Source organism: Kitasatospora sp. NPDC101155, from assembly GCF_044768305.1.
In the GTDB taxonomy this organism is placed as follows: domain Bacteria; phylum Actinomycetota; class Actinomycetes; order Streptomycetales; family Streptomycetaceae; genus Kitasatospora.
The window spans coordinates 225,050-244,284 of record NZ_JBIWPN010000013.1; the positions used below are offsets into that span (position 1 = coordinate 225,050).

The 19,235-nt window shown below is 71.2% G+C and carries 20 protein-coding genes; 13 read left to right on the plus strand and 7 right to left on the minus strand.

Going from position 1 to position 19,235, the window contains the following annotated elements:
* Positions 1-95 precede the first annotated feature (95 nt).
* Complete coding sequence (locus tag ACIRYZ_RS21690) at positions 96-677, minus strand: MarR family winged helix-turn-helix transcriptional regulator (RefSeq protein WP_387625465.1); 582 nt, start codon at positions 675-677, stop codon at positions 96-98.
* Positions 678-831: 154 nt separating this feature from the next.
* Between ACIRYZ_RS21690 and ACIRYZ_RS21695 the strand changes: the two genes are divergently transcribed.
* The 4 genes from ACIRYZ_RS21695 to ACIRYZ_RS21710 all read left to right on the plus strand — a co-directional run bounded on the left by ACIRYZ_RS21695 (position 832) and on the right by ACIRYZ_RS21710 (position 5,829).
* A complete protein-coding gene (locus ACIRYZ_RS21695; protein ID WP_402946407.1) occupies positions 832-2,139 on the plus strand; it encodes an MFS transporter in 1,308 nt (435 codons plus the stop codon).
* 465 nt (positions 2,140-2,604) lie between these two features.
* Positions 2,605-4,215: a dolichyl-phosphate-mannose--protein mannosyltransferase gene (locus ACIRYZ_RS21700; protein WP_402946409.1), complete on the plus strand. Its 1,611-nt coding sequence runs from the start codon at positions 2,605-2,607 to the stop codon at positions 4,213-4,215.
* On the plus strand, positions 4,215-4,997 hold the full coding sequence (locus ACIRYZ_RS21705) for an ABC transporter permease (protein WP_393032573.1): 783 nt from the start codon (positions 4,215-4,217) through the stop codon (positions 4,995-4,997). The genes ACIRYZ_RS21700 and ACIRYZ_RS21705 overlap by 1 nt, the downstream gene beginning before the upstream one ends.
* Before the next feature lie 247 nt (positions 4,998-5,244).
* On the plus strand, positions 5,245-5,829 hold the full coding sequence (locus ACIRYZ_RS21710) for a TMEM165/GDT1 family protein (protein WP_393032570.1): 585 nt from the start codon (positions 5,245-5,247) through the stop codon (positions 5,827-5,829).
* 37 nt (positions 5,830-5,866) lie between these two features.
* Here the strand turns inward: ACIRYZ_RS21710 and ACIRYZ_RS21715 are convergent, their stop codons facing one another.
* The gene (locus ACIRYZ_RS21715; RefSeq protein ID WP_402946413.1) at positions 5,867-6,958 is read right to left on the minus strand and encodes a peptidoglycan-binding protein; all 1,092 of its coding nucleotides are present in this window, start codon (positions 6,956-6,958) and stop codon (positions 5,867-5,869) included.
* Positions 6,959-7,286: 328 nt separating this feature from the next.
* On the opposite strand from ACIRYZ_RS21715, the gene ACIRYZ_RS21720 reads away from it, so the two are divergent.
* Together ACIRYZ_RS21720 and ACIRYZ_RS21725 are read left to right on the plus strand one after the other, a co-directional pair.
* Positions 7,287-9,359, plus strand: coding sequence for a DHA2 family efflux MFS transporter permease subunit (locus ACIRYZ_RS21720; protein ID WP_402946415.1), 2,073 nt, complete (start codon positions 7,287-7,289; stop codon positions 9,357-9,359).
* Between the two features lie 204 nt (positions 9,360-9,563).
* Positions 9,564-9,887 (plus strand): antibiotic biosynthesis monooxygenase family protein, encoded by a 324-nt coding sequence (locus tag ACIRYZ_RS21725; protein ID WP_393032561.1) that lies wholly within the window; start codon positions 9,564-9,566, stop codon positions 9,885-9,887.
* A gap of 72 nt (positions 9,888-9,959) precedes the next feature.
* On the opposite strand, the gene ACIRYZ_RS21730 is transcribed toward ACIRYZ_RS21725, so the two are convergent.
* Positions 9,960-10,838, minus strand: a complete 879-nt coding sequence (locus ACIRYZ_RS21730) for a LysR family transcriptional regulator (RefSeq protein ID WP_402946417.1) — start codon at positions 10,836-10,838, stop codon at positions 9,960-9,962.
* Positions 10,839-11,025: 187 nt separating this feature from the next.
* Here ACIRYZ_RS21730 and ACIRYZ_RS21735 point away from each other — a divergent pair, with 187 nt between their 5' ends.
* Positions 11,026-12,414 carry an MFS transporter gene (locus tag ACIRYZ_RS21735; RefSeq protein WP_402946419.1) on the plus strand — a complete coding sequence of 463 codons (1,389 nt, stop codon included), beginning with the start codon at positions 11,026-11,028 and terminating at the stop codon, positions 12,412-12,414.
* 106 nt (positions 12,415-12,520) lie between these two features.
* On the opposite strand, the gene ACIRYZ_RS21740 is transcribed toward ACIRYZ_RS21735, so the two are convergent.
* Positions 12,521-13,168: a M15 family metallopeptidase gene (locus ACIRYZ_RS21740; protein WP_402946421.1), complete on the minus strand. Its 648-nt coding sequence runs from the start codon at positions 13,166-13,168 to the stop codon at positions 12,521-12,523.
* A gap of 65 nt (positions 13,169-13,233) precedes the next feature.
* On the opposite strand from ACIRYZ_RS21740, the gene ACIRYZ_RS21745 reads away from it, so the two are divergent.
* Positions 13,234-13,569: a putative quinol monooxygenase gene (locus tag ACIRYZ_RS21745; protein ID WP_402946423.1), complete on the plus strand. Its 336-nt coding sequence runs from the start codon at positions 13,234-13,236 to the stop codon at positions 13,567-13,569.
* 112 nt (positions 13,570-13,681) lie between these two features.
* On the opposite strand, the gene ACIRYZ_RS21750 is transcribed toward ACIRYZ_RS21745, so the two are convergent.
* Together ACIRYZ_RS21750 and ACIRYZ_RS21755 are read right to left on the minus strand one after the other, a co-directional pair.
* Positions 13,682-14,371, minus strand: coding sequence for a pentapeptide repeat-containing protein (locus ACIRYZ_RS21750; RefSeq protein ID WP_402946425.1), 690 nt, complete (start codon positions 14,369-14,371; stop codon positions 13,682-13,684).
* A gap of 34 nt (positions 14,372-14,405) precedes the next feature.
* Complete coding sequence (locus ACIRYZ_RS21755) at positions 14,406-14,699, minus strand: hypothetical protein (RefSeq protein WP_402946427.1); 294 nt, start codon at positions 14,697-14,699, stop codon at positions 14,406-14,408.
* 76 nt (positions 14,700-14,775) lie between these two features.
* Between ACIRYZ_RS21755 and ACIRYZ_RS21760 the strand changes: the two genes are divergently transcribed.
* Positions 14,776-15,540 (plus strand): hypothetical protein, encoded by a 765-nt coding sequence (locus ACIRYZ_RS21760; RefSeq protein WP_402946429.1) that lies wholly within the window; start codon positions 14,776-14,778, stop codon positions 15,538-15,540.
* Positions 15,541-15,885: 345 nt separating this feature from the next.
* Here ACIRYZ_RS21760 and ACIRYZ_RS21765 read toward each other — a convergent pair whose 3' ends face one another.
* Positions 15,886-16,353 carry an NUDIX domain-containing protein gene (locus ACIRYZ_RS21765; protein WP_402946431.1) on the minus strand — a complete coding sequence of 156 codons (468 nt, stop codon included), beginning with the start codon at positions 16,351-16,353 and terminating at the stop codon, positions 15,886-15,888.
* Positions 16,354-16,471: 118 nt separating this feature from the next.
* On the opposite strand from ACIRYZ_RS21765, the gene ACIRYZ_RS21770 reads away from it, so the two are divergent.
* The 4 genes from ACIRYZ_RS21770 (at position 16,472) to ACIRYZ_RS21785 (ending at position 19,192) form a co-directional block, all read left to right on the plus strand.
* A complete protein-coding gene (locus ACIRYZ_RS21770) occupies positions 16,472-17,695 on the plus strand; it encodes a helix-turn-helix domain-containing protein (RefSeq protein WP_402946433.1) in 1,224 nt (407 codons plus the stop codon).
* Positions 17,696-17,794: 99 nt separating this feature from the next.
* Positions 17,795-18,079 (plus strand): hypothetical protein, encoded by a 285-nt coding sequence (locus tag ACIRYZ_RS21775; RefSeq protein WP_402946435.1) that lies wholly within the window; start codon positions 17,795-17,797, stop codon positions 18,077-18,079.
* Positions 18,080-18,475: 396 nt separating this feature from the next.
* On the plus strand, positions 18,476-18,628 hold the full coding sequence (locus ACIRYZ_RS21780) for a hypothetical protein (RefSeq protein WP_402946437.1): 153 nt from the start codon (positions 18,476-18,478) through the stop codon (positions 18,626-18,628).
* Between the two features lie 15 nt (positions 18,629-18,643).
* Complete coding sequence (locus ACIRYZ_RS21785) at positions 18,644-19,192, plus strand: methyltransferase domain-containing protein (protein ID WP_402946439.1); 549 nt, start codon at positions 18,644-18,646, stop codon at positions 19,190-19,192.
* Positions 19,193-19,235 lie beyond the last annotated feature (43 nt).

Genomic DNA, 19,235 nt, shown 5'->3' on the forward strand with positions numbered 1-19,235 from the left:
ACCGCCCGGGGCCCTGACGGACCTCGCGGCACCCGTCCGAAGCACCGACGGTCCGGCCCGCCGGGGGAGCACCCCGGGCGGGCCGGACCGCGTCGCTACCCCAGGTCGGCGGTGCGCCCCAGCGCGTCCGGCTGGCTCTGCTCGATCCGCCGCAGCATCCGGGCCAGCAGGCCGGAGAGCGCGGCGCGCTCCTCGCCCGCGATGTCCTGCAGCAGTTCCTCCTCGAACACCGCCGCCATCCGCATCGACTCCAGCCACTTGTCGCGGCCGTTCTCGGTCAGCTCGATGATCACCCGCACCCGGTTGGACTCGTCCCGCTCCCGGGTGACCAGGTCCTCGGCGACCATCCGGTCGATCCGGTGCGTCATCGCGGCCGGGGTGAGCCCCAGCCGCTTGGCCAGCTCGCCGGGCCCCAGTCGGTACGGGCTGCCGGCCACCACCAGCGCCTTGAGCACCTCCCACTCCGCGGAGGTGATTCCCAGCACAGTCAGCTGCCGGTCGTACGCGACGCCCATCCGCCGGGCGACCCGGGACAGGGTCTGCACGATCGTCTCCACCTGAGGGTCCACGGTGGGGAATTCCCGCTGGTAGAGGGCCACCTGCTCGGCGATGCCGAGCTCCAGGGGAGTGGCCGGCAGGGGCTTGTCGGCAGCCGGCGCCGGCTTGTCCGTAGTCATGCCGACAGTGTCGCACGCGGACGTGCATCTCTTAAGCCTTTGACTCCGCAGTCTTCCGGTGCTAAGACTTTATCTCGTCAAACTTTAGCTCTGAAATCTTCCGGCCTTAAGAGTTCAACTCGACAGTCCGGATGACCTGGAAGGGATGTGCACGGTGACCGGCACGGTGAAGCAGCAGAGGCAGCAGCGACGTGGGGCGGGCGGCCCGCTGCGCCGCGTCCAGATCGGCAACGCGCTCAGTGCGTTCGGCAGCGGGTTCACGATGCCGTACATGTTCGTGTACGTGGACCAGGTGCGCGGGCTGGGCTCGCTGGCGGCCGGGATGGTGTTCACCGTCTTCGCGCTGGCGGCGCTGGCCGTCCTCCCGTTCACCGGGCGCGGCATCGACAGGTACGGTCCCCGTCCGGTGCTGCTGGCGGGTGCCGCGCTCGCCGCCACCGGCGCGTTCGCCTTCGGTCACGCCACCGACACCCCGGCCCTGCTGGTGTCGTCCTTCCTGTTCGGCGCGGGTGTCACCACCTGCCAGCCGGCGCTGGCCACGATGATCGTCCGCTGCTCGACGGCGGCGACCCGCTCGCACGCCTTCGCGCTGCAGTTCACCCTGGTCAACCTGGGCATGGGCATCGGCGCGCTGGTCGGCGGGCAGATCGTCGACGTCGCCGACCCGGCCAGCCTCACCCGGCTGTTCACCATCGAGGCGGCGACGTTCCTCGGCCTGGCCCTGGTCACCGGCACCGCCCGGATGTCCAAGGTCCAGCTGAGCGTCGTCCACGAGAAGGCCGACGGTCCGACCGGCCTGCGCGCCCTGTTCGCCGACAAGGCGATGGTGCGGCTCTGCGTCCTCGCCGGGCTGATCTTCTTCACCTGCTACGGCCAGTTCGAGTCCGGTGTCGCGGCCTTCGCCACCGACACCGTCGGCACCGCGCCGTCCACCCTGGGCCTCGCGATCGGCGCCAACGCGCTGACCATCGTGATCCTGCAGATGTTCATGGTGCGGATCACCGCGCGCCGCCGCCGCACCACCGCGATGGCCGCGGCCGGCCTGGTCTGGCTCGGCGCCTGGACGATGGCCCTGGTGGCCGGTCTGATCCGGACCGAGACCATGGCCGCCACGGTCGCGATCGTCTCGATCTACGCGCTGTTCGGCGTCGGTGAGTCGCTGCTCGCGCCCACCATGGGCCCGATCGTCGCGGACCTCGCCCCGGCCCGGCTGCTCGGCACCTACAACGCCGGGTACGCCCTGGTGAAGCAGATCGCCGTCGCGGTCGGCCCGGCCGTCGGCGTGCTGCTGGTCGGCTCCGGCACCTGGCCGCTCTACCTGGCGGCCATGGCGGGCTCGACGCTGCTGATCGTCATGCTGGCGCTGCGGCTGCGCCCGTACCTCACGGCGGAGCAGGACAACGCGGCCCCGGCCGTGGTCCGCACGGCGGTCCCGGTCCGGGAGCTGGAGACCGCCGCCTGACGAATCGCGAAGTGGGGCGCCGACCAGATCGCCTGGTCGGCGCCCGCTGCGCTTGGTTTCCTGACTACTGCCCCATAGGGTCAGTGGCTGTCGACCGCCCGCCTCTCGTCGATGCCCAAGGCGGGCGAATCGGCGAGGCTTTGACATCCTCCTCCGCGCGGTGCGGGGGATTCCAACCCTCGCGGGTCGGGCTTTCTGCTTCCCAGCCGGTTGCCGACCTGGATGACCAGCGAAGGAACGGTGTGCCGCCCATCGGTCTTACATCAGCTCCACAGACCTGACATCCCGCCAGCCCGGCGGTAGACCCGGCCGACTTGGTTTTCGCCGACCGGGCGCTGGAGAATCTATCGCCAATTCGGATGATCCCGAGCGGATCGGGCAGAGACTCGCCTAAACGAGTGAATCGTCGGACCCCTGCCCGCTACGCCGGGAAGTTCGGTTCCTTCCCCCCGGTTGAGGTACCCGATGACGCAAGCGGCGCTCACGCACCCCCCGGCGGCCCCGGCCACCGCCGACCCCGCACCGGCCCGGAGCGGGCTGCTCCGCTGGGCGGCCGACCACTCCGGCTGGCTCGGCCCGATCGCCGTCGCCCTGTTCGCCGGCCTGCTGCGGTTCTGGAACCTCGGCTACCCCAACGCCTTCGTCTTCGACGAGACGTACTACCCCAAGGACGCCTGGTCGCTGCTTCAGCAGGGCTACGAGGGCACCTGGCCCGACCACGCCAACACCGACATCCTGGCCGTCCCGCAGTCCGTCCCGCTCAGCTCCGTGCCCGAGTTCATCGCCCACCCGCCACTCGGCAAATGGGTGATGGCGATCGGCGAGCAGCTGTTCGGCCTGCACCCCTTCGGCTGGCGGTTCATGACCGCCCTGCTCGGCACCGTCACCGTGCTGATGCTGGCCAGGATCGGCCGCCGGCTCTTCGGCTCCACCCTGGTCGGCTGCACCGCCGCACTGCTGATGTCCGTCGACGGCCTCCAGCTGGTGATGAGCCGGGTCGGCCTGCTCGACGGCATCCAGATGTTCTTCGTGCTCGCCTCCTTCGGCGCCCTGCTGATCGACCGCGACCACGTCCGGGCGAAGCTGGCCGCCGTGACCGATGCCGACCGGGCAAGCCTCGGGCTGCGCCCCTGGCGGATCGCCGCCGGGGTGTTCGTCGGCGCGGCCTGCGCGGTCAAGTGGAACGGCGCCCCGATCCTCGCCGCCTTCGGCATCCTGACCGTGCTTTGGGACCAGTCCGGCCGCCGCGGCGCCGGAGCCCGCCACCCGTGGCGGGCCATGCTGCGCCGGGACGCCGTACCGGCCTTCCTCGCCATGGTCGGCTCCGCCCTGGTGGTGTACGTCGGTGCCTGGAGCGGCTGGCTGGCCAGCGGCGCGGGCGGCGACGGCGGCTACGACCGGCACTGGGCCGACGGCCGCGCCGGACTCTCCCCGGACCACGTCCTCGGCGTCCCGCTGCCGCAGGTCTCGATGAGCTGGGTGCCCGCGGCGCTGCGCAGCCTGTGGCACTACCACTCGCAGATGTACGACTTCAACACCGGCCTGAGCACCCCGCACACCTACCAGTCCAACCCCTTCGCCTGGCTGGTCGACGGCCGCCCGGTCTCGATGTACTGGGAGCAGGTCCCGGACGGGACGCGCGGCTGCACCTCCTCCGGCGGCTGCGCGGCGCAGATCCTGGGCCTGGGCACCCCGTTCCTGTGGTGGGCGGCCTGCTTCGCGCTGGTCTACCTGCTGTGGCGCTGGTTCTTCCGCCGGGACTGGCGCTCGGGCGCCGTGCTGTGCGCGGTGGCCGGGATCTACCTGCCCTGGTTCCAGTACCAGCAGCGGACGATCTTCTCCTTCTACATGGTCGTGCTGGTGCCGTTCCTGTGCCTGGCGGTCGCCCAGATGCTCGGGGCGATCCTCGGCCCGGTCGGCAGCAGTCCCGAGCGCCGCCGCTACGGGGCGATCGGCGCCGGGCTGATCGTGCTCGCGATCGTCGGCTGCTTCGCCTTCTTCTACCCGCTGTACACGGCGGAGGTGATCCCGATGTCGTCCTGGCAGGACCGGATGTGGTTCACCAGCTGGATCTGATGCCGGTTCCGTCGGCGGCATCCGGCGGGCAGCTGCTGCCGGTCACCCCGGTGCTCGGGGTGGTCACCGCGGCGCTGCTGCTGGCCGCGGTGGCGGTGGCCGGGTGGGGCCTGCTCGGCCACGGACGGGCGGTGGTGCGGGCCGGGCTGCGGGCGGTCGTTCAGCTGGCCGCCGTCGCCGCGGTGATCAGCTGGGTGGTCGGCTCGCTCTGGCGGTCGGCGCTGTTCGTGCTGCTGATGTTCGCGGTCGCGGTGCGCACGGCCGGGCGGCGGATGACCCGGGGCCCAGGCTGGGTCTGGGCGGCCGCCCCGATCGGCGTCGGGGTGCTGCCGGTGCTCGTCCTGCTGCTGGCCGTCGGACTGCTGCCGCCCAAGGGCCTGTCGGTGATCCCGGTCGCGGGCATCCTGATCGGCGGCGGGCTCACCGCCACCTCGCTGGCCGGACGGCGGGCGCTGGACGAGCTGCGGCAGCGGCGCGGCGAGGTGGAGGCGGCGCTGGCGCTCGGTTTCGAGGAGCGGGATGCCCGGCTGGAGATCTGCCGGACGGCGGCCGCGACCTCGCTGGTCCCGGCGCTGGACCAGACCCGTACGGTCGGGCTGGTCACCCTGCCGGGCGCCTTCGTCGGCATGCTGCTCGGCGGCGCCTCGCCCGTTCAGGCCGGGGCGGTGCAGCTGTTCGTGCTGATCGGGCTGCTGGCGGTGGAGTCGACGGCGATCGTGGTGGTGCTGGAGCTGGTCGGGCGGGGACTGGTGACGGCGGGGCCGTCCAACGGCGTCGGGTAGGCTTGGGCGCGTTGAAGGGGAGTAGCCCTCCACCGGACCGTCGACATACTGGCCCTCACGGGCCCGGCGCCCGGGGCACCTCGGCGAGCCATCCGATCCGGTTGATCCGGTCGATGCGGATGGTCCGGACGGACGGTGCCGGCGAGACCTTCGGCCGCAGTGCTGTGACCGTTTCCAGTGCTGTCGGGCCGAGGCGACCCCTGACGGAGCTGCGGAGGCCGGGCAGCCCGACCGAGGGATTCCTCCGATGAGTTTGACCGTTGCCGCGTTGACGTTCGGCATCATCTTCCTGGCCGAACTGCCGGACAAGACCGCGCTGGCCAGTCTGGTGCTCGGCACCAAGTACCGCGCGAGCTACGTCTTCGCGGGCATCGCCGCCGCCTTCGCCCTCCAGGTGGGCCTGGCCCTGGTCGCCGGGCACCTGCTCTCGCTGCTGCCGCACCGCTGGGTGGAGGGCATCACCGGCGCGCTGTTCCTGGTCGGCGCGGCGATGCTGCTGTTCCACGGCGGCGAGGACGACGACGAGCACGCCGCCAAGGAGCCGTCCTCGAACAGCTTCTGGAAGGTGGCCGGGGCCAGCTTCGTGGTTGTCGCGATCGCCGAGTTCGGTGACCTGACCCAGATCATGACCGCCAACCTGGCCGCCAAGTACGCCGATCCGCTGGCCGTCGGCATCGGCTCCTGGCTGGCGCTCTGCGCGGTCGGCGGGATCGCCATCGTGGGCGGGCAGAAGCTGCTCAAGTACGTGCCGATGAAGCTGATCATCCGGGTGGCGGCGGGGATCATGGTGGTGCTGGCGGGCGTCAGCATCTTTGGGGCGATCGCCGGCTGATTCGGGGCGAGCCCCGGCCGGCGGCGGTCGCCCCGGCTCAGCAGCCCGGGTCGGCGGTCAGGACGGCCTGGGTCTTGGGGCCGTAGACGCCGTTCTCGCCCCTGATCCGGTTCGCGCGCTGGTAGCTGATGAGTGTCGACCGGGTCTGGTCGTCGAAAGTGCCGGTGACGATCGAACTGTCGACGAATCCGCACCCGGCGGCGTAGAGCTGCTGCTGCATCGCCTTGACGTCGGGCCCGCTCATCCCGATCTGGAGCAGCCGTGGCGTGGGCGTCGGGGTGGGGGTCGGCGTCGGCGTGGGGGTGGGCGTGGGCGTCGGGGTGGGGGTCGGCGTCGGCGTCGGGGTGGGGGTCGGCGTCGGGGTGGGCGTGGGGGTCCGGGTCGGACTGGGTCTGCTCGTCCGGGTCGGGGTCGGGCTCGGCGTGTCGCTGGTGGGGGCCGGGGAGGCCGGGGGCGGGGCGGCCTGGCTGGGCGGGTCCGACGGCGCGGGCGCGAGCGTGGTGACGGGCAGCGGGTCCGCCCGGCGGGTCGGCTCGGACGAGGGCGTCACGGCGTAGGCGAGGCCCACGGTGAGCGCCAGCAGGCCCGCGCCGACGCCCGCGATCAGCAGCTTGTGCTGGGCGAACGGGCTCTGCGCGGACTGCTCGGCCGCCCGCCGTGCGGCCCGTCCGCCGACGGGCCCGGACCCGGGCTCCGGTGCCTGGTTCTCGAACGGGAAGTAGCCGAGGTCCTCGCCCGCGCCGGGCGGGACCGGAGGCAGGACGGTGGTGGCGTACGCGTCCGGCGCGGGGCCCGGTACGGGCGGCAGCACGGTCGTCGCGTAGGCGTCCGCGTCCGGCCCGAGCGGGGGCGTGACGGGCGGCTGCGTGGCATACGGGGGTTGCGTGGCTTGCATCGGCTGGACCGGCGGGAGCGGCTGGACCGGCGGCAGGACGGTGGTCGCGAACGGGTCCCCGGCCGGCGGCGGCTCCTCCGCCACCTGGCCGGCCGACTGCGGCACGTACGGGCGGACCAGCGGCGGGCCTTCGACGTGCGGGAGGACGGCGGTCTCGTCCAGGCTCGGATCCGGGAGGCAGCCGCACCCGGTTGAGCGTGCGGTGCCGCACGTCGGGCAGTGCTGGTCCGGCATCGGCCGGTCCTCCTCGGGTGTCGGTCCTCGGTTCTCAGGTCTCGCGATCGGGCCTGATTATGCAGGACGTCCCGGAGGGTGGACAGTGGCGTCCGGCCCCCGGCGGGGGTGTTGTGCCGGTTGGTGGTGGTTGGCTCCCGAGGAAACCGCTGAAACGCGAGGGACGGAACCGGCGCTTACGTTCGGCTCAACCCGGCGGAACAAACCAGGACGTATCTGCCAGCATGGGGAACTGGGAGTGATCATCCGACGGGAGTGATCATCCGACGGGCGTCCGGTCGTCGGCCCCGCGACCCTACGGAGAGGCCGTGCCGCCTGTGGAGACGCCATGACGGACCCGCTCGCCGCGTCCGACCGGAGCCCGGCGAACGTGCCCGGCCCGCCGGAGGCCAACGTCCCCAACCTGTGGGTGCCGATCGGCGCCCTGCTGCTGGCGATGCTGCTCGCCGCCCTCGACCAGACCATCGTCTCCACCGCGCTGCCCACCATCGTCAGCGACCTCGGAGGCCTGGACCACCTGTCCTGGGTGGTCACCGCCTACCTGCTGGCCTCCACCGCCGCCACCCCGCTGTGGGGCAAGCTCGGCGACATGTACGGCCGGAAGCGCTTCTTCCAGGCCTCCATCGTGATCTTCCTGCTCGGCTCGGTGCTGTGCGGAATCGCCCAGGACATGGGCGAGCTGATCGCCTTCCGCGCGCTCCAGGGCCTCGGGGGCGGCGGCCTGATGGTGCTCTCCCAGGCGATCGTCGGCGACCTGGTCTCGCCCCGGGACCGCGGCAAGTACCAGGGCCTGTTCGGCGCCGTCTTCGGCGTCACCAGCGTGCTCGGCCCGCTGCTCGGCGGGCTGTTCGTCGACCACCTCAGCTGGCGCTGGGTCTTCTACATCAACCTGCCGATCGGCGCGGTCGCCCTGGTGGTGATCGCCGCGGTGCTGCACGGGCTGGAGGTGCGGCGCGAACACCGGATCGACTACCTGGGCACCGCGCTGATCGCCGCCGTCGCCACCTGCCTGGTGCTGATGACCTCGCTCGGCGGCACCACCTGGGCCTGGAGCTCCTGGCAGACCGTCGGCCTGGGCGCACTGGGCCTGGTGCTGCTGGTCGCCTTCGTCGAGGTCGAGCGCACCGCCGTGGAGCCCGTCCTGCCGCTGCGGCTGTTCCGCTCGCAGACCTTCAGCCTGGTCGCGGTGATCTCCTTCGTGGTCGGCTTCGCGATGTTCGGCGCGCTCACCTACCTGCCGACCTTCCTCCAGGTGGTCCATCAGGTCTCGCCCACCATGTCCGGCATCCACATGCTGCCGATGGTGCTCGGCATGCTGGTCACCTCGATCGGCTCCGGCCAGATCGTCGCCCGCACCGGCCACTACCGGGCCTTCCCGATCGCCGGGACGGCCGTCACCACGGTCGGACTGCTGCTGCTCTCCCGGCTGGACGAGCACAGCAGTACGGCCGAGATGAGCCTCTACTTCCTGGTCTTCGGCCTCGGGCTGGGCCTGGTGATGCAGGTGCTGGTGCTGATCGTGCAGAACTCGGTCGGCTACCAGGACCTCGGCGTGGCCACCGCGGGCGCCACCTTCTTCCGCTCCATCGGCGCCTCCTTCGGCGTCTCCGTCTTCGGGACGATCTTCGCCGGCGGCCTGCGCTCCCGGCTCGCCGACGCCCTGGTCGGCCAACCGCTGCCGCCGGGCTTCCACGTCGAGGCGATCACCTCCGACCCCCGGCTGATCACCCGGCTGCCGGCCGCCGCCCGGGCCGGGGTCTACCACGCGTACGCCGATTCGATCACCCGGGTCTTCCTGTACGCGGTGCCCGTCGCGGTGGTCGCGTTCGTCCTCTCGCTCTTCCTGCGCGAGCAGAAGCTCCGCTCCACGGTCACCGCGCCCGACCTCAGCGAGTCCATCGGCCTCAACCCGGTCGAGCGCAGCTCGCTGGACGAAATCGCCCGCGCCCTCTCGGTGCTGAGCACCCGCGAGGCCCGGCGCGACCTGTTCCGCCGGATCACCGCCACCGCCGGGCTCGACCTGCTGCCCGCCTCCAGCTGGCTACTGCTCCAGATGCACCACCACGGCTCGGTGGAGCCCGCCGAACTCGCCGAGCGGCGGATCGTCCCGATCGCGGTCGTCGAGGAGGCGGTCCGGGAGGTGGAGGGCCGGGGCCTCGCCGTCCGGGCGGGCGGCCTGGACCTACGGCTCACCGAACCGGGCGAGGAGGTGGCGCTGCGGCTGGTCGCGGCCCGGCGCACCCAGCTGTCCGAGCTGCTGGGCGACTGGGACGAACAGCAGTACGCGGACCTCGCCGAGCTGCTCACCCGGCTCAGTTCCACCCTCTGCGCCGACCTGCGGGACCGGCCGGACCCGATCGGGCCCGAGCCGCCCTACCAGGGGGAGGGGCGGTCCTTCTAGCCTTGTGCTGCCGGTGCGTCAGCTGCTCGGGGTGTCGAATCCGTCGGTCGATCCCGGTCGGGTCGATCCCCGTCAGGGCGCACCGAACCCGCGTGGCGTGAGGCGCGGGGTGAGGCGCGGTGTGAGGTGTAGGAGACTGCTGCCCGTACGTAGCAACCGAGCCGGCGCCCGGACCCGGGGCCCCGGCGGAGCAGAAGGAGCGGCATGCCCGTCGTCAAGATCAACGTACTGACTGTCCCCGCGGAGCAGCGCGAGGAGCTGGAGAAGCGCTTCGCCCACCGTGCGCACGCCGTCGAAAGCTCCGACGGTTTCGAGTGGTTCGAACTGCTCCGTCCGGTCGAGGGCACCGACCAGTACCTCGTCTACACCCGCTGGCGCGACGAGGAGTCCTTCCAGGCCTGGATGGAGGGCCCCATGAAGGCGGCTCACCAGCACGGCGGTGAGGGCGAGGCTCCCAAGCGCCCGGCCGCCTCCGGTTCCACCCTCTGGTCCTTCGACGTCGTCCAGTCGGCGGGCCCGAAGGCCTGACGATCGGACAGGGTGAACGGCGCGTCCAGGGTTCACCGGGGCGCGCCGTTCGTCGTCCGGGGCCGTCGGTCGTCAGGCCGCGGCGGCGTAGAGGACTTCGCGCAGGCCCGGGACGGTTTCGCGGTCGGCGCGCCAGACGAGGCGGAGGTGGAGGGGCGGGGGGTCGAGGGGGAGGCGGATGAGGGCGCCGGAGGCGAGGGGGTCGCGGACGGCGAAGTCGGGGAGGAGCGCGATGCCGAGGCCCTGTTCGGCGCAGGCGCGGGTGACGGCGACGCCGCCGGTGCGGACGCGTTCGACGTCGTGGCCGAGCAGGCGTTCGCCGGCCAGCCAGAAGGAGCAGGCGGGGGCGTTGACCAGGAGGCGTTGGCCGCTGAGGTCCTCGCGGGTGAGGGTGGTGGCCTGCGCCAGGGGGTGGGCGGGGGCAGCGACCAGGGCGAGCGGGACGTCCTTGAGATCGAGGTAGTCGAGCGGGGCGGGCGGGAGGTAGAAGCCGAGTTCGCCGAGCGGGCCGGCGGTGTCCAGGATCAGGGCCGCTTCCAGGGCCCCGGCGGCGACGCCGCCGAGCAGGGCGTCCCGGGCGGTGTCGGTGTGCAGGGAGACGTCCAGGTCGGGCCGGCGTTCGGCGAGGCGGGCCAGGACGGCGGGGACATGGGTGGCCGCTATGGTCTCCAGGGCGCCGAGGCGGAGCCGCGCCCGGTCGGCGATCACCTCGCGGCGGGCCTGGTCGGCCTGGTCGAGCAGCTTGCGGGACCAGGGCAGCAGCCGCTCGCCGGCCGGGGTGAGGGTCATCCCGCGCGGGGCCCGGTCGAACAGCTCGATGCCCAGGCTGCGTTCGAGGGTACGGATCTGCTCGGAGACGGAGGAAGGTGCGAGGCCGAGTGCCACCGCCGCCGCGGTGACGGTGCGGTGGGCGACAACGGCTTCGAAGACGCGCAACTGACGGAGTTCCACTGGTTTCCTCGGTTCCCCCGAACGGCCGGCCGTGGTGTGGTCGTGGTCATGCCGGTGCTGGTGTTGCGGGACAGCGTACGGGGGCGTTCGGGTATTCCGAACGGTGTGTGAGGGATCGGCGGTGGAGCGGGCACGGGCGGCGCAGCAGAGTGGGTGACCGATCCCCCCACTGACTTGGAGAAATCTCTTGGCTGCTCCCGTTCTTGGCGCTGCTCCAGCCGGTCCGGCCGCTCCACCGGTCGCGACCCGTGCTGCCGCACGTGCGCGCGCCCTGCTGGGCATCTCGCTCGGCTACTTCATGGTGCTGCTCGACACCACCGTCCTCTCCGTCGCCGAACCCGACGTGGCGTCCTCGCTGGGCAGTTCGACGGCCGGGCTGCAGTGGGCCGTCACCGGCTACAGCGTCGCCTTCGGCGCGCTGCTGCTGTCCGCCGGGGCCGCCGCCGACCGCTACGGCGCCCACCGGGCCTTCCGCTTCGGCATCGCCGCCTTCGGCGTCGGCTCGCTGCTCAGCGCGTTCGCGCCGGACATCTGGACGCTGGTGCTGCTGCGCGCCGTCCTGGGCGTCGCGGCGGCGGCCTGCGTGCCGGCCAGCATGGCGCTGATCACCCGGCTGTACCCCGAACCGGCCGAGCGGGCCCGGGCGGTGGCCGTCTGGGCGGCGGTCAGCGGCTGCGCGATGGCCTTCGGGCCGCTGGTCGGCGGCGTGCTGGTGGACCTCGCCGGGTGGCGGGCGGTGTTCCTGGTGAACGTCCCGCTGGCGGTGCTGGTGCTCGGCCTGGTGGCCGGACGGGCGGTGTACGGGCCGCGCGGGGATCGCCGCATCGACTGGTGGGCCCAACTGGCCGCCTGCGCGACCCTCGCGCTGGCCACCGACGCGCTGATCGCGCTCGGCAACTCCGACTGGATGCAGGCGAGTTCGGCTGGTGTCGGGGCGGTCGTGGCGGCTGTCGGGTTCGTCCGGCGCGAGCGGCGCAGCCCCGCCCCCGTGCTGCAGCCCGCCGTGCTGCGGGCGCGCGGGATGGGCGCGGTGCTGCTGGCGGGCGCGGCGGTGAACTTCGCCATGCTGGGCGTGCTGTTCCTGCTGCCGCTGCTGCTGCAGGGGGAGTTGGGGATGTCGCCGACGACGGCCGGGCTGGCGTTCCTGCCGATGACCCTGCCGCCGGGCTTCAACCCGCTGCTCACCGGGCGGATCGTGGCCAAGGTCGGCCCGTGGAAGCCGGTGCTGGGCGGGCTGGTGCTGCTGGCCGTCGGCTGCGCGGTGTTCGCCGTGGCCGTGCTGTGCGGTATGCCCTACCCGCTGCTGGCCGTCGGCCTGTTGGCCGCCGGGTTCGGGGTCTCCTTCGCCCTGCCCGCGCTGATCACGGCCGTGGTGACCACCGCGCCCGAGGGCAGCGCCGGTGCGGCGGGCGGCCTGCTCAACGCCGTCCGGCAGGTCGGCGCAACGGTGGGCGTGGCGGTGACGGGCGCCTTCGTCGGCGGCAGTGACGGCGGGCTCGCGGTGGCGCTGCTGGTGCCGGCGGTGATGTGCGCGCTGTCCGCCGTGCTGGTGCGGCGGAGCCGGGCGGCCGGCTGAGCGTTCCGGACGGTGTAGGTTCGGGGCGGCCTGCTCCGTCGGGGGCCCTGGGTGCTGAACGTTATCTTGACGTCGGCCCCGGGGCGGTTGGACTCCATCGGCTCGGCTACCGGCTCTCGGGCCCGTAGAGCGCGGCCGGCGCGCCGGTGGCCAACGCCCAGTAGCGGTCGCCGTACGACCAATGCCACCACTCGGTGGGGTAGTTGACCATCCCGACGCCCGCCAGAACGCCGCTGAGCAGCCGTCGGTTGGCGCGGGCCTGCGCGCTGATGCCGTCGGCGTCGGTGTAGCAGGCCCCGGCGCTCTCCTCGGGGCTGGCGTTGACCCTGGTCCCGAGGTCCAGCTCGCGGCCGTCGGCATCGATGAGGGTGAGGTCGACGGCGGCCCCGGCACTGTGCGGCGCGATCTCGGGCGGCGAGACGTAGCGGCTGGCCGCCGACCTGATCCGGTCCTCCGGCCAGTCCGGGTTCGCGGAACGCAACTCGGCGGCGTACTCGGTGAAGTAGCGCCGCTGGAGGGCCGGCGGCCGGTAGCCCTCGACGAACAGCAGGCGGAGGCCGTCGGGCAGCTTCGTCTGGGCGTCGAGGAGCCGGTCCAGGACGGTGGTCCGCAGCTGCGCGAAGGCGCCGGTGTCGTCCTGCTTGCGGCCGTCGACCAGCAGCCCGGGACCGCGTACGTCCACGAGCCGCTCGCCGCACTCCTGGACCGGGACCGCGGCCACCTTCGGGTCTGACATGAGGGTGATCCCGCTCAACAGTGCCTCCTCGTCGGGTGATTGGGTGGTTCGCCGAATCATTCTCGCCGACTGCCGTCGATAGCATGATCGTCTCAACATACCTGGAGGTCCTCATGCCCGTTGTCATCGCCACGATCAAGACCAAGCCCGGCCGACGCGACGAGGTCCTGGCCGCCTTCGAGAAGCACACCCCGGCGGTCCACGCCGAGGACGGCTGTGAGCTCTACGCCGTCCACGCCGGCACCGACCGCGTCACCGTGGTCGAGAAGTGGGCCGACCAGGCCGCCCTGGACGCCCACGGCGTCGGCGACGCCCTGGCCGCCATCGCAGCCGCCACCACCGACGCGCTCGCCGAGCCCCTCGACATCGCGGTGATGGAGCCCTTTGCGGCTGGAGACGCGGCCAAGGGCCTGATCTGAACCTCGTGGACCCGGTGCGCCCCGGCGGCCCAGCCGGGGCGCACGGGGGGGGGGGTCTACCGGGCGCGTTGGTGGGTTCGGCTGGTGATCGCTGCGCGTTCTCCCTCGCGAGTCATGCCAGACTCGGGTCGTCGAGGTCGTCCCCGAAGGTGATGTCCAACTCGGCCATCAGGGCCTGCGTCAGCTCAATCTGCTGGGCACGGTCGATGACGACCTTCGTGAGGTTGCCGATGCCTCGGATGGCGGTGAGATCGTTGCCACGCAGGTCGGTCGCCTTGTAGGTGCCACGGCCGAACTCGGCGTCCCGCAGCGTGCAGTCGTCGAAGACGGCGGCGCCGAGGTCGCAACCGGTGAAGGTCGACTCGGTGAGCACGCAGTGGGTGAAGGCGGGCGGACCTGTGGCGCGGAGCTTCTCGAAAGTGGAGTAGTCCAGCCTGCAGCTGTCGAACAGGACATTGTCGAGGGCGAGGCCGCTGAGATTGCCGGCCATGAACTTGCAGTTCTTGAAGACGACGCGCGACAACCTACTGCCGACCCACTGGAGATTGCCAAGGTCACAGCCGTCGAACTCAACCGAGTCGACCCGGACTTCGATGAGCTGCACACGGGATGCGCGCAGATTGGCGATGCGGCCGGTGATGAGGTGGGCGTTCGCGAGGTCAAGCTCGCGCAGGTCGGCGTCGGCGTAGTTGAAGTCCTGGACAGTGCCCCGGCCGCTCTCCAGCGATGTCACGTTGGAGAGGTAGCCGCCACCGAGATCGGGCAGGGTAATGCTGGCGCGGCCGAAGGTGCGGCTGGTCATGGTGCGTGCTCGCTCTCGATGGGCCCGGTCGTAGTCAGCTGGCCTGAAGGCGTGCCAGGAACTCCGGGACGCCGTCGACGTGGCGGTAGGGCTTGAAGGCCGGCGCGAGTTCGCTGACGAGGGCGACGCACCGAGGGGCACCCAGGTGGGTGGCGAGGTCGAGCGACTCGTTGATCACGGTGAGTGCCTGCTCGACGTCGTTGGACTGGAGGTGGCTCTTGGCCTGGTAGGTGAGGAAGATCCCGCGCGTCTTGTCCCTGGCGCGAGGAAGCAGTCGCGAGGGCGGACTCGGCCTCGGACAGGTCGCGGTAGCAGGCGGAGCGGTCACCGAGGGCGGCATGAGCCCGGGCCCGGCGGAGAAGCAGCAGCGACCGGGCGGTGGGGTGTGAGATGCCGGAGATGGCGTGGCCGAGCTGGTCGACGGAGACTTTTGGCTCGCCGAGCCAGTTCGCTTGGTAGGCGAAGTCGGACAGAACTCCAGCGCCGTGGTCGCGGTCGCCAGCTGCGTGCGCGGACTGCAGCGCGGCCTCCCAGAGTTTCCCAGCCGCCCAGTGCTGGCCCTGGTCGAAGCGGTGCCAGCCGCAGGTGGTGGCGAGCGAAGCCGCCAGCAAGTGGAGCCGGCGGCCGGTGGATTCGCTGTAGGCGCCGCCCTTGAGCAGGTCGGTGACGGTGCTCAGGTGGGCATCGATCAGGCGGATGGTGTGCTGGCGCTGTTCGGTGGGCAGAACCGTCAGCCCCTTGCTGGTGTCCTCCAGCCAGTCCACGAGGTCGTCGTCCACCCGCTTGCCGCCCAGGGCGGAGGTGAGACGTTCGGGTTCGATCGTGGCCCACTGGGCGGCCAGGCCGGCCAGCGAGATCGCGCTGAAGGTCATGAAGCTACGGCGGTCCATGGCGGCTCTCTGTGCGTCTCGGAGTGCTGGAAGGACGAAGGCAGCCCCCAACAGCAGCGGTTCGTCTCGCCCGGGCAGCCAGTAGGGCCACCCGTACGCCTCCATGTCCGATATCGGGACGTCGAAGGCTTCGGCGATGAGGAGTTGGGAGTCGATGTTGGGCGTCTTGCGCCAGTGCTCCCACCGGCTGACGGCCGCCTTGTCGGCACCGGACAGGAGCCCGTGACGCCGGGCGGCCTTGTTCAGCTCTGCGACCAGCCGCGCAGTTCACGTGCGTAGGCGAGGGGGTGCCGGATCGGGTCGTCCACGGGGTCAATCCCATCATCGACAGTGACCGAGAGCCTACTGGCAGCAAGGGCGGGACAACCCCGGGACTACGGACAATGCCTGTCGGCTCGGCGGGCCGGCCGCTGAGATCGCCTACTCCTCCGTGGGCTGAGCCTCTCCACCCCCACCCCTTCCCTCCGTAGCCACTTCGGCTCCCGCCGAAGCGGCTACGGCGCTGCGCAGGAAGTCGGCCAAGCCGACTTCCTGCGCAGAAGCAGGGGAGGGACGAGAGTGTCCTGCTGCTTCGCACGGTCAAGCTTGCCGCGCGCCCGGGCTCGGCGGCCCGGGCGTGCGGGGTTACGTGAGGGGAGCGCCGTGTTCCAGGTAGACGGTCCCGGTGTGGGCCCGGGCGGCGCAGGCGGCATGGACTCGGCGGGCGAGGCGCGGGATGAGGAGTGAGTCGAGCTGGTCACGGGAGTGGAAGGCGTGTTCGCTGATCTCGACCTGGTCGACAGCGATCCGGTCGAGTTGATTCAGCGGGAGGATTCCTCCGTCGAAGACGAAGAGGAGTTTGTCGCCCTCGGTGGGGTGTGGTGCCCAGTCGGCGACCAGGAGGCGGCCGATCGGCGGAGTGATGCCGAGCTCTTCCTTGACTTCCCGGGCTGCTCCCTCACTTGGGGTCTCGCCCGCGTGCAGGTACCCACCGGGGATCTCCCAGCCGGGCTTGTAGGTCGGCTTTACGAGGAGTGCGCGGTCGTCTCGTCGAAGTACGCCAGCAGCGCTACGCGGCTGAGCCACGACCTCGTGGAACTGGGAGTTGGTCACGGCCGTGACTGTAGCCACTGAGGGCGCCCCGAAGGGCGATGCGATGGTGGTTTGGACTCCCTTAGGCGAGCTGATCGGCGTACGCTCCGGGTAGACGTGACACCGCCCGGGAGTGGCCATGAGCGAAATGCCGACGGAGCTGACGACAGGTGAGCGGATTCGGTACCACCGTGAGCGAATTGGGATGACACGGGTGGTCCTGGCAGGGTTGGTCGGGCGGTCGGAAGGCTGGTTGAAGAAGATCGAGCAGGGCGAGCGTGAGCTTCGCAACCTGACGACCTTGGTCCGGCTCGCGCAGGTGCTCCGGCTGGACGACGTCGGCACGCTCACTGGCACGCCTGGGGCTGTGGCGGTTGGGACATGGGGGAAACTCTCACACTCGGCAGTGCCAGCTCTGAGGGAGGCTGTCCACGCTGGCACTTTCCGGCGCCCGAACGATCTGCCCACGACGGTGGACGAGTTGGCCGGCCGAGTTCGGCAGACGTGGGCGCTGTGGCATGCGTCGCCGCACCAGCGGACGCAAGTCGGCGCGGTGCTGCCGGAATTGCTGCTGGCCTGCCACGCGACCGCGCGGGGCCGGGAAGGGGAGGAGCGTCGGCGAGCCTGTCGAATCCTTGTGGAGGCCTACGCTCTGGCCCAGATGTACGCGGCCCATGTCACCGAGCCGGAGTTGTACTGGGTGCTGGTTGACCGGGCCCGGATGTCGGCCGAAGAGTCGGACGACCCGGTGATGCTGGCGTTTTCGGCGTGGATTGCCGCGAACGGGTTGGCTAGCAGCGGGCACTCGGAGGAGTGCCTCAGGTTGTTGACCGAGGCTGCCGACACGCTTCGGCCGTGGCTGGAGGACGGTTCGGAGTTCCTGCGGTCGACGTTTGGGTCGATTGCCCTGAAGGTCGCGATGACGCTGGCCGAGGACGGTCGGGAGGGCGATGCCTGGCGGTGGTTCGCGGAGGCTGACCGAACTGCTCAACTCGCAACGGACTACTGGCATCCGTGGACCATGTTCGGCACGGGGAACGTGGCCGTCCACGGTGTCACGATCGGGGTCGAGCTGAAGACTCCGGGAGCTGCACTCCGACGGCTTGCCGACGTGGATCCATTGAGCGTCCCGAGCATCGAACGCCGCTCCCGGCTGTTCGTGGACGCGGCCCGTTCGGAGTATGCGCGCCGCGAACCAGTGGGTGCGTTGCACTATTTGAAGCGAGCGTACGAGGTTTCGCCCGAGGGTGTGCGTTACGTGCCTGCTGGGCGCTCGCTGGTGGTCGAACTTGCCCGCACGTCCAGGGGGGCGCTTCGGGGTGACGCCGTCGCCCTCGCCGAGGCGGTGGGCGTAGCAGCCTGAAGATCAACAACAAGGGGCCCCACTTTGGGGCAGTTGCCCTGCGTTCGAGCCCGTAGCGTCGTGTGACGTTACGGGCTCGGTGCGTAAAGGGGCACACGAATGACGCAGGATGCGGTTGCGGCGGCGAGGGCGGCCGGACTGTCGATGCAGGTGGTTCGGGAGCTTGATCCGAGGACCACGCACGGGTACGGCATCCGCTGGGATCCGGCGGCTCAGGTTCACCGCGTTCGCGATGAGGTGGCGGGGGAGTGGCTGCGGGACGGTGACGGCCTCATCCGGGCCTTCGCGCGGTTCGACGATGCGTACGGCGAGTGGTACCAGGTGCGTCGCGAGGGCCTGGAAGCCCGTGTGCGCGAGGCGAACCGGTGGTCCCGGTGGAACTGACAGCCGAGTACAACCCTGCAGCTCCGGCGCTGGTCGGTGGCTGTGACCGGTGTGCCGAACTGGCTGTCCGTGAAGCGGAGTCGACCGCTCGCTTCGACCACTCGGGCGCCGTCGACGCCCGAGTGCTGATGCGTCGACACCGCGAGAGCGCGCATCCGTGACACATCACCCTTCTGGCAGTGGGCGCCAATCGCTCTTCTCCGCCTTCGCGGTGTCGGTTGCGGGAGCAATTGTGCTCGCCGCGATGCTGCTGGCGCTCTGCTGCGCGGGAACCCAGAGGGAGGAACCAGCGTGGCGACACCGACGCCTCCACCGCCCCAACCCGAACGTCCGCCGACCCCCAGGCCGGCGGACCGGTAGACCTCGAGAATCCAACACCACTGAAAGGAAGAGCACATGGGCAAGCACGGCGGAGGACCCGGCGCCGACGGTCCAGGCAAGGCGGGCGGCGGAAACGGTGGGGGCCACTCCGGGACGCCGGACACCGCGCCGCACGACGGCAAGCGGGACGCACCGCCCACCAACCTGCCCAAGCCGTCGAAGCCCTGAGGGGAGGAGAATCGCATGAACTGGGACACCCTCGTCGACAGCCTGCGGGGATCCGGAGCGCTGTCGGCCGACTGGGAGTCGACCTTCCGCGCCGTCCCGCGCCGTCTGTTCGTGCCGGACCGGATCCACCACCGGGGCGAATGGATCGACCGGACCGAACGCCCAGTCGAGTGGTACGAGTTGGTCGGCTCCGACCTCCCGCTCGTGACCCAGCTGGACGAGGACGGCACCACACCGTCCTCGTCCAGCTCGATGCCCACCGTCGTGGCCCAGATGCTCCGGCACCTTGAAGTCGCCGACGGCATGCGGGTGCTGGACATCGGTACTGGCACGGGGTGGACGGCGGGACTGCTGGCCCACAGGCTTGGGGCGGAGAACACCACCACGGTCGAACTGGACCGCGAGTTGGCGGGCGACGCTCGATGTCGCCTGGTCGCAAACCGCTTGCCGGTCAGGATGATTGTGGGCGACGGAACCTCGGGGCACCCGGAGGGTGCGCCCTGCGACCGGGTTGAAGTTCCACCCTGCGGTTGGACACTCTCTGTCTACGCCGCGAGGGTGTGACCTTGCCGGTGCCGCCGCCGAATCTCGAGTGGCGTGAGGTAGC

Coding starts and splice junctions, on each gene's coding strand:
- ACIRYZ_RS21720 (WP_402946415.1), top strand. CDS start 7,287: ATGACGGACCCGCTCGCCGCGTCCGACCGGAGCCCGGCGAACGTGCCC.
- ACIRYZ_RS21785 (WP_402946439.1), top strand. CDS start 18,644: ATGAACTGGGACACCCTCGTCGACAGCCTGCGGGGATCCGGAGCGCTG.
- ACIRYZ_RS21700 (WP_402946409.1), top strand. CDS start 2,605: ATGACGCAAGCGGCGCTCACGCACCCCCCGGCGGCCCCGGCCACCGCC.
- ACIRYZ_RS21725 (WP_393032561.1), top strand. CDS start 9,564: ATGCCCGTCGTCAAGATCAACGTACTGACTGTCCCCGCGGAGCAGCGC.
- ACIRYZ_RS21750 (WP_402946425.1), bottom strand. CDS start 14,371: ATGACCAGCCGCACCTTCGGCCGCGCCAGCATTACCCTGCCCGATCTC.
- ACIRYZ_RS21780 (WP_402946437.1), top strand. CDS start 18,476: ATGGGCAAGCACGGCGGAGGACCCGGCGCCGACGGTCCAGGCAAGGCG.
- ACIRYZ_RS21690 (WP_387625465.1), bottom strand. CDS start 677: ATGACTACGGACAAGCCGGCGCCGGCTGCCGACAAGCCCCTGCCGGCC.
- ACIRYZ_RS21770 (WP_402946433.1), top strand. CDS start 16,472: ATGAGCGAAATGCCGACGGAGCTGACGACAGGTGAGCGGATTCGGTAC.
- ACIRYZ_RS21705 (WP_393032573.1), top strand. CDS start 4,215: ATGCCGGTTCCGTCGGCGGCATCCGGCGGGCAGCTGCTGCCGGTCACC.
- ACIRYZ_RS21710 (WP_393032570.1), top strand. CDS start 5,245: ATGAGTTTGACCGTTGCCGCGTTGACGTTCGGCATCATCTTCCTGGCC.
- ACIRYZ_RS21775 (WP_402946435.1), top strand. CDS start 17,795: ATGACGCAGGATGCGGTTGCGGCGGCGAGGGCGGCCGGACTGTCGATG.
- ACIRYZ_RS21715 (WP_402946413.1), bottom strand. CDS start 6,958: ATGCCGGACCAGCACTGCCCGACGTGCGGCACCGCACGCTCAACCGGG.
- ACIRYZ_RS21745 (WP_402946423.1), top strand. CDS start 13,234: ATGATCGTCTCAACATACCTGGAGGTCCTCATGCCCGTTGTCATCGCC.